This is a genomic window from Dorea sp. AM13-35, from assembly GCF_003473885.1.
GTDB lineage: Bacteria > Bacillota > Clostridia > Lachnospirales > Lachnospiraceae > Dorea_D > Dorea_D hominis.
In genome coordinates, this window is sequence record NZ_QUCZ01000002.1 from 13,218 (window position 1) to 28,800 (window position 15,583).

The window sequence follows — 15,583 nt, forward strand, 5'->3', positions numbered from 1 at the left end:
TCCTGTCCAGATAAAACAATAGCAGAGATGTTTATCAATAAAATTATTCTTCATCATTTCCTATATAACTTCATCGTTTCCTTTACGACATCATCCCAGTTATATTTCTCGCAGATAAAGTCAGCTGCCTGATTCTTCATTTTCATAACCATTTCTGGATGGTCACAAGCATCTTGCAGTTTTTCTTGCAAGTCCTCTACATTCGACTTTTTGAAAATCAACGCCTTATCTTCCACGACCTCTGCACACTCTGGAATGTCGGAAACCAAACAGCAATTTCCATAACTCATTGCCTCTAATAAACTAAGTGGCATTCCTTCCAGATCACTCGGCAAAGTATATACATAAGCATTACTATAAAGTTCATCTAATTCTTTTCCTTGAACAAACCCAGTAAAAATAATTCTTGAATCATCCCTTGCCAGTTCTTTTAATTCTTTTGTAAATTCATCTGTATCTGAACTTCCACCAGCAATAACCAGTTTTTTCTCAGTATCTACCTGCTTAAAGGCTTTTATCAAATATCTAAGCCCTTTTTCTGGAACCAGTCTGCCCAAAAAGAGGATGTAGCTATCTTTTTCTAAACCAAATTTATTCTTAATAATTTCAGCATTTCGGATGATTGGTCTGTTTACACCATTAGGTATAAAACGTGTTTCTCTCCCATATGTATCAAGGAAATATTCCTGAACCCCTTCACTTAACACAATAATTTCGTCAGCAAATTTAACCGCACATTTTTCTCCCAACATAATATATGTACTGGCTAATTTACCCCATTTTGCTCTCTGATGATCTAATCCATGCACCGTAGCTATACATCGCTTTCCGAATAATTTGGGCAACCATAACATTGCACACGGCCCTTCTGCATGAAAATGTACCACATCATATTTTCCAAATGCTGCTGCCACCGCTGCAAAAAAGGAAGCACTCATTGCTGCTAATCCTTTTTTATCTATTGTCGGTACATATTTCATTCGGATTCCTTTATATTCTTTTAACTTCTTTCCATCAAATTCTTTACCACTTACATGATGTCCGCTACGGTTATATACTGTTATTTTATGTCCCAGTTTTGCCATACGAACTGTTAATTCTTCAACTACAATTTCAATTCCACCTTGGCGACTCGGAATTGTCTTATGTCCAAGAACTGCAATTTTAAGTGGAGAATTATTAGTTTTCCTTTTATTCATAACTTCCTCTTTTAAATGCAATCTTTATATTTATCCTTTTGCAGCTTATTCCCTCTATAAAATAAGCTGCTTGTAGGATTTACATTGATCCATCTTTCTTAAAGACTACCAATATCGTTTTAAACAATATTTTTATATCAAGCCCAATATTCCAGTTTGTGATATACTCTTTATCAAGACGAACTACTTCTTCAAAATCGGTAATGTCGCTACGTCCGCTGACCTGCCACATGCCAGTGATTCCAGGCTTAATTGCCAATCTTGCACGATGGTGAAGCTCATACAGATTCGTTTCTGAAATAAGGGGTGGGCGAGTACCTATAATCGACATATCGCCACGTAATACGTTAAAGAATTGCGGAAATTCATCTAAACTTGTTCGTCTGATAAAATCACCGATTCCTGTCTTATGTGTCCCATCTGGAAGTATCTTATTTCCGATAACACGAGGATCAAAGTCCAGTTTAAACATCTTTCCATCTCCAAGTTTGTTATCTTTCATCAGCTCTGCTTTCCGCTCTTCTGCATCCATATACATACTACGGAATTTGTACATCTTAAACTTCTTACCATTTTTCCCTACTCGTTCCTGTGAGAAGAAAATTGGTCCCGGTGACTGCATATAAATTATCGGGGCTACAAACAAGAAAATAACACCTGTCAGTATACACCCTGCTAATCCCCCCGCAATATCCATACAGCGTTTTGCGCAAAGCTGTTTTGCAGATGAATAATTTAAGCTTGTCGTAAGTACTGTATAATCTCCAATTTTCTCGATAAATTGTCTTTTACCAGGTTCATTGGTGATTTTAGCAAGGTTCAGATGAATTGTTACTCCTGTCTCTCCCAGTTCTTCCATCAGCTCTTTAGGGTAATCATAATTTGGCGACAGAACAACGAATACTTCGTCAATCCATTCTTTACATACATATTCTGGTGCTGTACTCCTATTTGCTACCACAGTAACACCACCAAAAGAGCTCCCAACCATATTCTCATCTATAATCGCTAATCCTGCAATGTGAAACCTTGCATAATTATGTTTTTCCATGTTCGAAACAACTTTTTCCGCAGCTTCTTTTGTTGTAATAATCAGCAGTGAACGATTATCGCTGTCTTTCATTTTTTTATACAATGCATATTTACGGATTTCTCTGACTATGTATGTCAGGAAAAAATAAAGGATCATATTAAGAATCAGTGCAAGTCGTGAATACTTCTGTCCTTGTTGCAATAAAAATAGATACGATATCGCTACTGCACCTAACATAATTGTATTCTGGAACGTTGCCAGAAACTCTCTGTAATGTCCTCTTTTCAATACACTTTTTAGAGTTCCGCACGCAAAAAGCACAACTATATCTGCAAACTCAATAAATATTGCCATGTTTCGATAAATCAAAAGATTATATGGGTAGAATCCATACCCACTTATTCCATACGCCAACACAAATGCAACTTGCAGGCAAAGCAAATCCAACACTAAAAAGTCAAAATGCTTCAGCCAACCCTCACTATCTTTCCTGTACATAACTCATTCCTCTTACTTATTTCTTTATTTCTTTTTCCTTAATTATAAATAACTCTATTTTCCTAAAGAGTCCATCCGCGTATATGTAGTTTTGGTCTTGCCTATATCATTTCTTTGATGTATGGGGTAAACTAGTATTTCTTACGATGTAGCTTAAGACTTGTGTTAATATAACTCATACCGACATTGTCGTTTAGATTGTACTCTATTTTCTTCAAAATAGCAACTAATACATAAAGGTCCCCCCATGTCTGACAGAACACTTTGTTTTATTATTAACGGTATCATCCGGGCGTAAATGCCTGATTACCTGCATCCCCGGGTAAAAATCCCCCCCCGCATTTTTCTTGCAACTTAGCGAGGAGGGCTTATATTTCAGTCTACTTTTCGATACCTTCGTTATGCATTAGCCTTACAGTTTATGCATGATAGCACTTTACTGTATGATAGTCAACTGTCGTATTCTTTTTTATTCATTGATTTAACCTATATATCATATAGATTTTATATATTATTTGCACAGTTCTTCTGCCATTGCTTCAATCTGTGCTTCGTTCTCTTCGCTCATGGAAGACATGATGCTGACAGTTGTGTCAACCCATGTTAAGTCCTTGCTCTTCTCGAAAAGTCCGCGGATTACTTTACCTGCTGTAATCGCCCAGGAACCATTTTCAATAATACCCATCGTACGGTTCTGGTAGCCGCGCTCGGTCAGGGCTTCGATAAATGTTCTCATGAACGGGAAGATATCTCCATTGTATGTTGTAGTTGCAAGCACTAATTTACCATGACGGAATGCGTCTTCGACTGCCTCTGCCATGTCTTCTCTTGCCAGATCGCAGAGTACGACTTTCGGGCAGCCTTTGGCTTCCAGTGCAGACGCGAGTGTCTCGGCTGCTTTCTTTGTGTTTCCATATACGGATGTGTATGCGATCATGACACCTTCGGTCTCTACACCGTAAGAAGACCATGTCTTGTACTGTCCGATGTAATGCTCCAGATTCTCTTTAAGGATCGGACCGTGCAGTGCACAGATTGTCTGAATATCCAGACCTTCGGCTGCTTTTAAGAGATTCTCTGCCTGCTTGCCGTATTTACCAACGATTCCGAAATAATAGCGGCGAGCTTCACAGTCCCAATCTTCTTCTACGTCCAGGGCGCCGAATTTACCAAATGCGTCTGCGGAAAAGAGGACTTTATCTGTACTGTCATATGTGACCATAACTTCCGGCCAATGTACCATCGGTGCGAAGACAAATGTCAGCTCATGTTTACCGAGTGACAGTGTCTCCTGATTCTTGACTTCAACTTTCTTGTCTCCAAGGTTCATTCCGCGGAAGAAGTTGCTCATCATCTGGAATGCTTTGGCATTTGCTACGACTTTGGCTTCTGGATATTTCTCAATGAATTTTGCGATATTCGCGGAGTGATCCGGCTCCATGTGCTGCACGATCAGGTAATCCGGTGCCGCACCGCCCAGTGCTGTGTCGATGTTGCCAAGCCATTCTTCTGCAAAGTTAGCGTCTACGGTGTCCATGACAGCTGTTTTCTCGTCTTTGATCACGTATGAGTTGTATGCCATGCCGTTTGGCACGATGTATTGACCCTCGAACAGGTCGATGTCGTGGTCGTTCACTCCCACGTAGATAATATCGTCTGTGATTTTCATTGCTAAGATCTCCCTTCTGGTGATTTACTTTGTTTACTCTTTTTTACTCTGTTGGTAGTATAACGCATTCGGAGTGGAGTGGCAATAGGGAAGTGAGATGTATAAAGAGCAGGATTGCCATTCAGTGGCTTTCCTGCTCTTCGTTATTTCTCTCCCATATATGCATCTGCGATTTTCTTTGATACTTTCTTCCGGATTGCTTCGCGCACGCCTGCGCTTGCCTGCTTCATCTCTGTTCTTGTCATTTCATCCAGTGTGAGTATCTGGGTCCCGCTTTTTTGGATTTCTTCTATCTTTTCTTCGTTCCGATCATCGGCTGCTGCCTCTATAGGGGATGCCACACCGGTATAAATACATCCGAGGATAATAACCGGACTTAGCATCGCCAGTGCACTGTCTGCGAGCACGCGTTTGAAGCCTCTGCTTTTCAGTTCTCCGATCACTTTCTCTTTTTTCCCCAGATCTTCCCCATGTCTTTTACAATAAAAATAAGCATAAAGTCAGTTCTATTACAGACTCTTGTGCAGTAACTCCAGTACAGTCTTCAGGTCTTCTACTCCCATCTGTCCCGGTGCGGATGCTTTTCCTGCTGCACCGAATGTCAGTGCTGAACCGAACACTTCACCGCAGAGACGGCTGATTACGCCAGTTCCTGCCATAGACATGGTGATGATCGGACGATCTGCATGCTCTTCTGACATTTCTCTTGTTGCTGATAACAGTGTCAGTACATCTTTTTTATTCTGTGGCATCACTGCAATCTTCGGAATATCTGCCCCCAGTTCCTGCATTTTGCAGAGACGGGATACAATCTCTTCCTGCGCCGGTGTCTTGTGGAAGTCATGATTGGATGCAACTACTTTCACACCTGTGGCATGCGCAGTTTCGATGATCTGTTTTACAGCCGTCTCTCCGGTAAATGCTTCTACATCTACAAGATCTACCTGTCCGCTCTTTGCTGCTCTTTCATTTAACGCCACGTAAACATCTGTCTCAATTGCTTTTTCTCCACCTTCTTTTGCGGTACGGAAGGTAAATAACAGTGCAGTCTCTCCGATTACATTTCTCAATTCTTTTGCAGTCTCTTCTACCTGGTCGAAATCGAAGACATTTTCATACCAGTCTACACGCCACTCGATGACGTCTGCTCCGATTGTGCAAATATTTTTTCCTGCTTCCAGGATCTCTTCTTTTGTTACTCCGACGATTGGAACACAGATCTTCGGTGTTCCTTCGCCAATGGTTATATTTCTTACTTTTACTGGATTCATGTATTTTGTTCCTCCTGTTTTCCGATAACTGCTGCTTCTTTCGTGTACACATTACCTGTTTTATTTTTCAGTACGTGCTAATAGTTTACCATATCTCAGATTGACAAACAAAGCCAAAACCACACCGCTCACAGTGATTACAACATTCATTAAAATAACGGCTGTCGCGCTCATTTTCGCAGCGGCACTTAAGATCGTGTAGTTACAGAGGCTGGATGCGATCATGACAAGGCTGGTGATCGTTCTTTTAATAAGAAGGAAGCCGTCTGCACAATCCCTCGAGACTGCAGGTGGCTTTCCTGCTTTTGCATTTTGTTCTGATTGATTGGTCTTTTTTTCACACATCTCTTTACCTTCCTTTCTATTCGTGTTATATTCAATGTTGATTAATCAACATTGAGGTGTTTTTATGGATGATCGTTTTGAAAAATTAACAACAAATGTTGCGCAGATTCATAAGAGTATTCAGAAAATCAAGAAGATTTATATGCAGTCACAGGGACTTAAGAGTACTCATGTCATGTGTCTTTACTATCTGTCTGATCATCCGGACGGCTTAACTGCTGCCGGATTATGTGAACTATGCAAAGAGGATAAAGCCGGTATTTCCCGCATCTTAAATGATCTGGAGAACCGGAACTTCATTGCTTATGAAGCGACCGGAGCAGCGCACCGATACCGTTCCCGTGCCCATCTGACAGATGTCGGAATGGCATGTGCCAGAGAAATGCGCTCCTTTATTTCCCATGCGTTAGAAGAAGCAAGCAAAGATATTGCCGAACCGCAGCGGAAGATTTTTTATAAGACATTATTTACCATAGCTGATAACCTGGAGCATTTAAGTAAGGAACTCTGTAAATAAGAATCATTTTTATTAAGCAAAAGCTTTCCAGAAAGCAAACTGCAGCTGGAATACTATTTTTTAAGAAAGGATACACTCATGCATACTTTAAGAAAAATTTACTGCCGTACATTTCAAACGGTATTTAAGATTGCACTTCCCTTTCTCCCGTACCGCACGCCGGAGATTATCCCAAGTGTGAAGAAACTCCCGGAGATCATCCGGGCAAATGGCTCTTCCCGCGTCCTCATTATTACGGATGCCGGGATCCGCTCTCTCGGATTGACGAAAAGATTGGAAAATGCCTTAACAGCGGCAGATATTCCATACACAATCTACGACAAAACAGTTGCCAATCCAACAACAACCAACGTACAGGAAGCACTGGTTCTCTACAAAAAGAATAACTGTGATGCCCTGATCGGATTTGGCGGTGGCTCCAGTATGGACTGCGCCAAAGCTGTCGGTGCCCGCATTGCAAAGCCGAAGCAGTCACTTGCGAAGATGAAGGGAATCCTGAAAGTACATAAGAAACTTCCACTCTTGATTGCTGTTCCAACAACAGCCGGAACCGGAAGTGAGACAACGCTTGCCGCTGTCATTGTAGATGCACAGACTCGTTACAAATATGCGATCAACGATTTTCCTCTGATTCCTCGCTATGCGGTTCTTGATCCGAAAGTCACCTTGAGTCTTCCGCCATTTATCACTGCAACAACCGGTATGGATGCGCTGACACACGCGGTTGAAGCATTTATCGGAAACTCAACTACTTACGCGACACGGAAAGATGCGCTTATGGCTGTACAGCTTATTTTTGAAAATCTGGATACAGCTTACCACGATGGTAAGAATGTAAATGCAAGAAGAAATATGCTTCACGCCTCTTACTATGCCGGCTGTGCATTTACCAAATCCTACGTCGGTTACGTTCATGCAGTCGCTCACTCGCTGGGTGGTCAGTATAATGTGCCGCATGGACTTGCCAATGCGATCCTGCTTCCTCATGTTCTGGAAGAATACGGAGAATCCATTCACAAAAAACTGAAAAAACTTGCCATTGCAGCCGGTATTGCAACAAAAGAGACTCCTGCCCCGCAGGCTGCTGCTGCATTTATTGATGCGATCAAAGAAATGAAACGGACTTTTGGAATCGGCAATACAGTTGCCGAAATTCAGGAAACAGATATTCCAAAACTTACCCACTATGCGGACAAAGAGGCGAATCCGCTCTATCCCGTTCCGGTCCTGATGAATGCAAAAGAACTGGAAAAATTCTATTATATGCTCATGCCAGAGGAGGACTGAAATTATGACTGAAACACAGATTCATGAAATTGTTACTGCGCAGCGGGAGTATTTTTACACCGGCGCAACTTTAGATATTGATTTTCGCATCAACGCACTGAAGAAATTAAAAGCTTATGTGCAGTCTCACGAATCTGAGATTGCAAAAGCGATCGCACTTGATCTTGGGAAAAGTTCTTTTGAAAGTTATATGTGCGAAACCGGTATGGTTTTAAGCGAGCTTACACACATGTTGAAACACACACGCTCTTACGCGAAAGAAAAGCGTGTTCTGACTCCACTCGCACAGTTCCATTCCAGAAGCTACAAGAAGCCATCCCCTTACGGTGTGACTCTCATCATGAGCCCATGGAACTACCCATTCATGCTCACGATCGAGCCTCTGATAGACGCTATTGCAGCTGGTAATACTGCCGTTTTAAAACCAAGTGCTTACTCACCGCATACAAGCGAACTCATTAAAAAAATGGTTGCTAACTGCTTTGATCCGCAGTTTGTGACTGTCGTAACCGGTGGCCGTGCGGAAAACACCTGTCTTCTTGGCGAACATTTTGACTATATTTTCTTCACCGGAAGTCAGGCTGTTGGGAAAGAAGTTATGCGCCAGGCATCTGCAAACCTGACTCCGGTCACACTGGAGCTCGGTGGCAAAAGTCCATGTATTGTTGAAAAAAGTGCAAACCTGAAACTTGCTGCAAAGCGAATTGTCTTCGGAAAGTTCTTAAATTGCGGACAGACCTGTGTTGCTCCGGATTATATTTACTGTGACCGCTCCATCAAGATCGACTTGATCCACGAGATCAAAAAACAAATGCAAAAACAATACAAATCAGATCCTCTTTCCAATAAAAATTATGGAAAGATTATTAATGAGAAACATTTTGACCGTATTCTTGGGCTGATTGAACAGAATAAAGTCGTATATGGCGGGCAGAACGACCGCAGTCGTTTAAAGATTGCACCAACACTTATGGATAATGTTACTTTTGATGATGCAGTCATGTCAGAAGAAATCTTCGGACCGGTACTGCCGATCCTGACTTACGACAACCTTGATATGGTTATCGAAAAAATAAATTCCATGCCTCACCCGCTGGCTCTTTATCTGTTTACATCTGATAAAGCCATCGCAAAAAAAGTGACTTCCCACTGCGGTTTCGGCGGCGGCTGTATTAACGACACGATCATCCACCTTGCCACAAGCAATATGGGATTTGGTGGCTTCGGTGAGAGCGGCATGGGTTCCTATCATGGATTAGATGGATTCCGCACTTTCTCGCATTACAAGAGTATTGTTGATAAGAAAACCTGGTTGGATCTTCCAATGCGCTACCAGCCTTACCGCAAGATCCACGACAAGCTGATCCATATGTTCCTGCGGTAAGTGTTTCCTCCATTTGCAAAATTAATATCTGCATTGTATAATGTGAACACACTCCCAGGCTAGGTTTTTTCGGTTAAACAGGGAGACAGAGGGGACAAATTTATGAAACACAAACACCAGAGAAATAAAATTCAAAGCAAGAAAACGCAAAGTGCCCACAAACAACACAATCAAAATTATTCACTCAGCAGCTCAGGGCACAGGCGCCATAACAACAGATCAGCTGTCTCTACACAGGTACGCCGCCAGAAGCGTCTGCGTTGTGTGCTGACTGTCATTCTTCTGATCCTGCTTGCAGTTCTTGGTGCTGTTATCTTCTATAAACAGAAAGTACAGAAGCAGGAACGTGCTCAAATTACAGCCACAAAGCAAGCCAAAGAGAAAAAAGCAGAGGAAGAAAAGGCTAAGGCTGCGGAACAAAAAGCGAAAGCGGAGGAAGCTGCTAAAAAGAAAGCAGAAGAAGAGAAAAACTCACGTCTTAATAAGGATGTGCAGACTGCCGAAAATACAGCGACCGAACAGGATCATAAGACAAACGGTCTGGCGATCTGCATGTATCACTACGTTTATGATAAGAATAATCCACCGAAAGAGCAGTTGAACAACAACTTCATCGAAGTTCATGATCTCGAAGCGGAACTGAAATACCTGACAGAAAATAACTACTACTTTCCTACCTGGGAAGAAGTCCGAAAATATGTCAAGGGCGAACTGCTTCTTCCAAAGAAGAGCGTTGTACTCACTTTTGATGATGGTGCGTACAGTTTCTTAAATCTGGGTGTACCGCTTTTCAACAAATATAAGGTTCCGGTAACTTCTTTCCTGATCGGTAATCTGGAAGGCAAGAAGAAGGTGAAGAAATATGCCAGCGAATATATGACATTCCAGTCCCATTCTTACAACATGCACCGGGGTGGCGGTAACATCGGACATGGCGGAATCTTCCCTGTCATGAACCACAATGATGCCGTTGCTGATCTTCAGAAATCGATCCGCATCGGTGGCAATTCCGATGCTTTTGCCTATCCGTACGGTGATTACAATGACAGTTGTATCCAGGCTGTAAAAGATGCCGGTTTCAAATGTGCGGTTACAACCGAATACGGTCGTGCCAAAGTCGGAGATGATCCACTTGTACTTCCTCGTATCCGTATGTTAAGAGGTCAGTCTTTAGACAGCTTCAAAAAACTGGTTGAGTAGATTACTCCACCAATAAGCAGAATACCAAGCACTGTTCCTGCGACTTTTCGAAGGAGCAGTGTTTTTGCTTGCTCTCTTTCTTTTTTCTTCTGCTCTTTCTTTATCTTCCTGGAACTGATATTGTCATTATCATCTTTTATAAATGGACGGATCAATGGCTCAACCAGCTTCTCCAGCACAGATTTTTTCTTTTGTACTGTAAAATGAATCGTTTTCACTGCCACATTTCCGGTCTGATCTTTTGCCTCAGCAATCACCTCATAATCACCTGCTTTCTTAATCGAAAATCCGGTCCTTGCTTTCCCTTGAACATGCTGTTGTTCTTTTCCATTAATCTGCACCTTTCGGAGTATATCTTCTGTATCTTTAACTCCAATTTTAAATGTAAGATGTCCTTCATACTTTTCTCCTTCCTTTACGCCTTCAAACACAATCTCCGGTGCTGTATGATCAATTGTAAATAATGCTTTTGCGTGTGAGGTATTCCCGGCACGGTCTGTCGCATGCACTTCCAGTATGTGCTTTCCTTCTCTTGTCACCCGTTCTCCCATCGAATATAATCTTCCATCCAGCCTTACTTCATAATCGTAACCGGTAAAATCCTGTATGAGTTCTTCTTTTCTGTAATTCCATTCAAAGCTTTTTAGTTTTGCCTGATCCAGCGTATCCACATACCGGATCACCGGATTCTCCTGATCTACAATCACCTGAGCTGTCTGCTTTACTTCGTATCCTGCAGCGTCTTTTGCATAGATATGCAACCGGTAAATTCCATCTTCACGCAGTCTGTGAACACTTCTCTTCATCTCTCCATGATCTTCCCACACCAGTAATTCCTGTGACTGCTTCCTGCCCTTTGTATTTTCATATTTTACTTCTGCATGAAATTCATCCAACACATTCTCTTCCTGCACCCTGTACACAGCGGTCAACGGTCTGCTTGTAATCATATATGGCGTCACGCCTCTGATTTCAGCTTTTGGGGACTGATTATCAATATAAAGATTTCTTTCCTGTCTGTTCTGATTACCGGCATGATCTCGCGTCTCAAAAAGAACCCGCACCGGTTTGCCATTTCTTGAAGACTGCCGGATCACAAAATTTCCACCTGCCTTTCCTATCTCTGCCTGCTTCTCTCCATTTACATAGCATGTTATGTTTTTTATGCCGCTGTATTCGTCTTTTGCATTTACATGTACTGTCGTTTCATTCCTGTGCCAGCTTTCAAATCCTCCATCTGCCGATACTTGAAATTCCGGAGCAGACAGATCGATTCTGAATGTTTTCTCCCACTGGAAATCCTCTTGTTTTTCACCGTTTTCATCTTCCATCCACACGTCCAGTTCCTGTTCTCCCTGCCGAAACCAGTCTTTCGGAATGGTATATTTCTTATTTTCTTCCGTGAGTTTTCCTTTTCCCAGTACTTTGTCCCCCTGTGTCAGCCGGAAGACTGTCTCCCCCCGTTTACTGACATGATGAAGAGTCACTTTCGGAATAGTCACATAATAACCATTTTCACCATCCGGCTCTGAACATTCTTTTTCAAATTTGATAATCGGCTCCGGTGTCGGCTCTGGTGTCGGCTCTGGTTCCGGCGTTGGTTCCGGCGTTGGTTCTGGCGACGGCTCTGGCGACGGCTCCGATTCTGAACCTATTGCCTCTCCTTCTCTTCTGATCGTGATTTTTCCTACAGCCTTGTCTCCTGCATAAGACAGCATTGCCTGTTGTGCGTAGATCATCGTGAGTACAAGTATCAGACATCCGATTGTTTTTATTCTTTTTCGCATACTTTTTCTCCTTTCATCTGAAATCCCTGTTCCTGTAAAAGTTTCCGGAAATCTTCATTTTTCTGTATGTCCGTTCGATTTTTCACAGCTCTTTCTAATACCTTCCTGCATGCTCTGCGGTTTTTTTCTTTCTCTTTGCATGTCACGCGCAATTTTAATACCTGTAATTCCACGGAATCCGGATACTCTGTCACTCCTTCCCGGATTCTGCGCATAGCATCATCATTTTTCTTATCTGCCAGAAAAAGCTCTGTCACTTTGCGGTACAATTCTTCTCTCTCTGCCCTTTTCCCTTCCACTGCAAGCAGCTCTTCATACATTTTTGCAGCGTCACTCTTTTTTCCATTCTGTTCATATGCCATTGCCATCCACTGCGTGACCTCTTCCTGCCCTTCTTTCTCCCCAAGTGCCCGATATTGTATCCCAAGCCTCAATAATTCTTCCCGCTGTTCTTTCGCATCCAGACAGGTATATCCTTTGAGTACACACCGATAGTAAATGGCATCTTCTTTCTCTTCCAGCAGAAGTGCCGTCTGTTCAAGAGCCTGTTTTAGTTCTTCCTCCGGAAGTGTCTTCTCTGCAAGGCAGGCAGATACAGCTGCCATCCCTGCGGCGATCCCACTCTCTTTATCTGTCTTCTTTGTTCCGGCACACGCCGCCTCGAAATGCTGTCTGCTCTTCTCATAATCTTCCAGTTTCAGAAAATACAGGCTGCCAAGCTCCATTTCTGTAGTCTGCATCTGTTCTGCAGTTTCCTTTTTACCGGCTGTGTATGCAGCAGCCTCTTTTTCATCTATCCCTTTTTTGGTTTCTGCTGCTTTTACATCGTTCCCGGAATTTATAGCATGGGATTTTTCCGAATATGAATTTGTAGAATGGGAATTTCCGGCAAAGATACTTCGCCCAAGTATGATTACAACTACTGCTGCAGCTATATAGAGCCATTTACGAAAATATTTTCCTTTTGATCGTTCTTTTTCTTCTTCGTTTTTGTATGATGGAATCATGTGCTTAATTTCCTGCGCAGACTGACAGGCTTTCTTTGACTGCCGGTTCAGACATCTGGAAATAATCTTTTCCAGTTTCAGAATTTCCTTTTTGTTAAGATCTGGCAAAACTTCTGTCTCTGCCAGTAAATATTGATACGTGCGTGCCAGTCCGTACAAGTCTAATGTAACACTCGCACGCTGATAGTAGGCTTCTTCCTCCGGCAGGAAATGCTCTCTTATAGTCCGCTTCTGCATACGGATCAGCATCTCCTGGTTGGATGCCGCCTTCAGATCAAGGAAATATAATTCCTCATCTTCTGCTATGATCATGCTGTATGGATTCACATACTGATAACAAGGTGCACCCCTGCACTTGTGTACACACGCAAGCGTTCCTGCCATCTTACGCATCCATGCAAATAACTGTTCTTTCTCTATCTCTTTTTCTTCCCGTATATAACGGATGAGCGTTCTTCCTCTTACATACTCCGAACTGACATAACAACTCTCGCTGTGTTCGATCAGACGGAGTACATCATATCCTTGTTCATATGCCATGTTGTTCTCCTTTTTATGAAATTTTATGTTGAGTTTTGTATTGGATTTTAATTGACACTTTACTTTGAGTTTCGTATTGGATTTTAATTGACACTTTACTTTGAGTTTTGTGTTAGATTTTAATCTGACTAAATTTTATTTAGAATTTCCTTTGACTCTCTAAGACTTATTGAGTGATTCTTATCATACTGGATTTATTTCTAAAATGCAAGCATTTTTTCTTCCGCAACCATAAATCTACCGACAGCTTCCTCCGGATGCTATAGCAACGAAAAGCGCCTTCTCACAAATGCCGGGGAAGACATCTGGAGAAGGTGCTATTGTCAATCACATTCTAGTTGTATTATAGCATTTTCATACAATTTAATAAAATAAGTTATTTTTATATATGCAATTACTTATAGAATACATCTATGCCTAGCGTTGACTCAGTTCTTTTGGTGTATACAAATGACGTGGAATACCATCTACCATGACCGGTGACACATCTCCCTGGATCAACGGTCTTACATAAGAAATAAATTCGCCGGTGACATATGTTCCGTCTTCAGTAACCCACTCTCTCGGAACTAATTTCTCGTCATTGGCAATCTTGTGAACATCTTTGACTTCGGTTCCACACTGATAAGGATCATCGGAAAGTCGCTGTAGAACAACCATTTTACCGGAATCTCCTTCATCTGCTGCTTTCACTGCCGCACCGCCTACCTGATAAGCTTCCAGAATATCTACTCTGGATGAACAGTGGGACGCAGATCTCTGCAAAGTGCTTAACTCAATGGCACGTGTCTTGCATCCGATCTCGCCCGCAATATAGCTTGCAAGATAAGAAGCTGTACCGGATAACTGTTTGTGACCGAATGCATCAACAAAATCAACGCTGTTTCCAAGTTCACATACATATTTGCCATCTGCTGTTCGTATTCCTTCCGATACAGCGACAACTACGGATGGCTTCTTCTCGAGCAGTTCACGCACACGTCTGCCAAATTCAGCAATGTCAAATGGCAACTCCGGCAGATAGATCATATCCGGTCCTTCACAGTCTTCGCCTGCCGCAAGTGCACAAGCACCGGTAAGCCAGCCTGCGTTTCTTCCCATGATCTCTACAATGGATACCAGCCCTTTGCTGTATTCCAGGCAGAAACTGTCACGGATGATCTCTTTCATAGACGTTCCGATATATTTTGCCGCACTTCCAAATCCCGGTGTATGATCCGTCAGCGCCAAGTCATTATCGATAGTCTTCGGGCAGCCTACGAAACGTGTCGGATGTCCGGTAATGATCGCATAATCAGATAATTTTTTGATCGTATCCATGGAATCATTTCCACCGATATAGATAAATGCTTCTATGTCAAGCTTATCCAGGATTGCAAAAATCTTCTCATAGACGCTCTGATCTTCGTGGATTGCAGGCAGTTTATAACGGCAGGATCCTAAAAACGCTGCCGGTGTGCGTTTTAACAGCTCCGCATCAAGCTCTGTCTTGATATGATCCGACAGATCAATGTATTTTTCCTGCATTAATCCCTGAATTCCGTGCAGCATTCCATACACTTTCTTTGCTCCACGATCTTTTGCCGTGCGGTAAACACCCGCCAGACTTGAGTTGATTGCAGCTGTCGGTCCTCCCGACTGTCCTACAATTACATTTCCTTTCATAATTTATCTCTCCTTTCCTTCAGGCAGATGAGACTGTGCATAGGCTAATCCGCGCAGACAACCGTTCCCCGTTACATTAAATACCTGTCCGCCCTCGGCCTCTACAGTCAGACTGCAATGATTTTTACAAACCTCACAATTAAAATGAAATACTTCTACTTTTTTCTCCATATCTTTTCGT

12 protein-coding genes and 2 pseudogenes are annotated in these 15,583 nt (G+C 42.3%); 4 read left to right on the plus strand and 10 right to left on the minus strand.

Translation table 11 applies throughout. From position 1 onward, the window contains the following. Positions 1–53: 53 nt before the first annotated feature. The 6 genes and pseudogenes from DW152_RS02985 to DW152_RS03010 all read right to left on the minus strand — a co-directional run. Positions 54–1,199, minus strand: coding sequence for a glycosyltransferase family 4 protein (locus DW152_RS02985; RefSeq protein ID WP_117536851.1), 1,146 nt, complete (start codon positions 1,197–1,199; stop codon positions 54–56). A 79-nt stretch (positions 1,200–1,278) separates the two neighbouring features. Beyond that, positions 1,279–2,730, minus strand: a complete 1,452-nt coding sequence (locus DW152_RS02990) for a sugar transferase (protein WP_117536852.1) — start codon at positions 2,728–2,730, stop codon at positions 1,279–1,281. Between the two features lie 511 nt (positions 2,731–3,241). Continuing rightward, a complete protein-coding gene (locus DW152_RS02995; protein WP_117536853.1) occupies positions 3,242–4,399 on the minus strand; it encodes an FprA family A-type flavoprotein in 1,158 nt (385 codons plus the stop codon). 317 nt (positions 4,400–4,716) lie between these two features. Beyond that, positions 4,717–4,899 (minus strand): annotated as a pseudogene (locus DW152_RS13785) (TRAP transporter large permease); the annotation flags it as partial. A 9-nt stretch (positions 4,900–4,908) separates the two neighbouring features. After that, positions 4,909–5,670 (minus strand): type I 3-dehydroquinate dehydratase, encoded by a 762-nt coding sequence (gene aroD, locus DW152_RS03005; RefSeq protein ID WP_117536855.1) that lies wholly within the window; start codon positions 5,668–5,670, stop codon positions 4,909–4,911. Positions 5,671–5,730: 60 nt separating this feature from the next. Beyond that, positions 5,731–5,931: pseudogene (locus tag DW152_RS03010) on the minus strand (MFS transporter); the annotation flags it as partial. Positions 5,932–6,079: 148 nt separating this feature from the next. Here DW152_RS03010 and DW152_RS03015 point away from each other — a divergent pair. From DW152_RS03015 to DW152_RS03030, 4 genes are all read left to right on the plus strand, one after another. Then, positions 6,080–6,532: a MarR family winged helix-turn-helix transcriptional regulator gene (locus DW152_RS03015; protein WP_117536856.1), complete on the plus strand. Its 453-nt coding sequence runs from the start codon at positions 6,080–6,082 to the stop codon at positions 6,530–6,532. Between the two features lie 78 nt (positions 6,533–6,610). Further along, positions 6,611–7,819: an iron-containing alcohol dehydrogenase gene (locus DW152_RS03020; protein ID WP_117536857.1), complete on the plus strand. Its 1,209-nt coding sequence runs from the start codon at positions 6,611–6,613 to the stop codon at positions 7,817–7,819. 4 nt (positions 7,820–7,823) lie between these two features. After that, the gene (locus tag DW152_RS03025) at positions 7,824–9,203 is read left to right on the plus strand and encodes an aldehyde dehydrogenase (RefSeq protein WP_117536858.1); all 1,380 of its coding nucleotides are present in this window, start codon (positions 7,824–7,826) and stop codon (positions 9,201–9,203) included. A gap of 102 nt (positions 9,204–9,305) precedes the next feature. Then, positions 9,306–10,403: a polysaccharide deacetylase family protein gene (locus DW152_RS03030; RefSeq protein ID WP_117536859.1), complete on the plus strand. Its 1,098-nt coding sequence runs from the start codon at positions 9,306–9,308 to the stop codon at positions 10,401–10,403. Here the strand turns inward: DW152_RS03030 and DW152_RS03035 are convergent. The 4 genes from DW152_RS03035 to DW152_RS13240 all read right to left on the minus strand — a co-directional run bounded on the left by DW152_RS03035 (position 10,367) and on the right by DW152_RS13240 (position 15,573). Then, positions 10,367–12,190: a hypothetical protein gene (locus DW152_RS03035; protein WP_199663796.1), complete on the minus strand. Its 1,824-nt coding sequence runs from the start codon at positions 12,188–12,190 to the stop codon at positions 10,367–10,369. The two genes, DW152_RS03030 and DW152_RS03035, sit on opposite strands and share 37 nt — an antisense overlap. Then, entirely contained in the window at positions 12,175–13,737 is a 1,563-nt protein-coding gene (locus DW152_RS03045; protein WP_118287932.1) for a hypothetical protein, read from the minus strand. Before DW152_RS03045 ends, DW152_RS03035 begins: the two co-directional genes overlap by 16 nt. A 417-nt stretch (positions 13,738–14,154) precedes the next feature. Next, a complete protein-coding gene (locus DW152_RS03050) occupies positions 14,155–15,402 on the minus strand; it encodes a 6-phosphofructokinase (protein WP_021860357.1) in 1,248 nt (415 codons plus the stop codon). Between the two features lie 3 nt (positions 15,403–15,405). Next, positions 15,406–15,573 (minus strand): hypothetical protein, encoded by a 168-nt coding sequence (locus DW152_RS13240; protein ID WP_021860356.1) that lies wholly within the window; start codon positions 15,571–15,573, stop codon positions 15,406–15,408. Positions 15,574–15,583: the final 10 nt, after the last annotated feature.

Coding starts and splice junctions, on each gene's coding strand:
- DW152_RS02985 (WP_117536851.1), bottom strand. CDS start 1,199: ATGAATAAAAGGAAAACTAATAATTCTCCACTTAAAATTGCAGTTCTT.
- DW152_RS02990 (WP_117536852.1), bottom strand. CDS start 2,730: ATGTACAGGAAAGATAGTGAGGGTTGGCTGAAGCATTTTGACTTTTTA.
- DW152_RS02995 (WP_117536853.1), bottom strand. CDS start 4,399: ATGAAAATCACAGACGATATTATCTACGTGGGAGTGAACGACCACGAC.
- aroD (WP_117536855.1), bottom strand. CDS start 5,670: ATGAATCCAGTAAAAGTAAGAAATATAACCATTGGCGAAGGAACACCG.
- DW152_RS03015 (WP_117536856.1), top strand. CDS start 6,080: ATGGATGATCGTTTTGAAAAATTAACAACAAATGTTGCGCAGATTCAT.
- DW152_RS03020 (WP_117536857.1), top strand. CDS start 6,611: ATGCATACTTTAAGAAAAATTTACTGCCGTACATTTCAAACGGTATTT.
- DW152_RS03025 (WP_117536858.1), top strand. CDS start 7,824: ATGACTGAAACACAGATTCATGAAATTGTTACTGCGCAGCGGGAGTAT.
- DW152_RS03030 (WP_117536859.1), top strand. CDS start 9,306: ATGAAACACAAACACCAGAGAAATAAAATTCAAAGCAAGAAAACGCAA.
- DW152_RS03035 (WP_199663796.1), bottom strand. CDS start 12,190: ATGCGAAAAAGAATAAAAACAATCGGATGTCTGATACTTGTACTCACG.
- DW152_RS03045 (WP_118287932.1), bottom strand. CDS start 13,737: ATGGCATATGAACAAGGATATGATGTACTCCGTCTGATCGAACACAGC.
- DW152_RS03050 (WP_021860357.1), bottom strand. CDS start 15,402: ATGAAAGGAAATGTAATTGTAGGACAGTCGGGAGGACCGACAGCTGCA.
- DW152_RS13240 (WP_021860356.1), bottom strand. CDS start 15,573: ATGGAGAAAAAAGTAGAAGTATTTCATTTTAATTGTGAGGTTTGTAAA.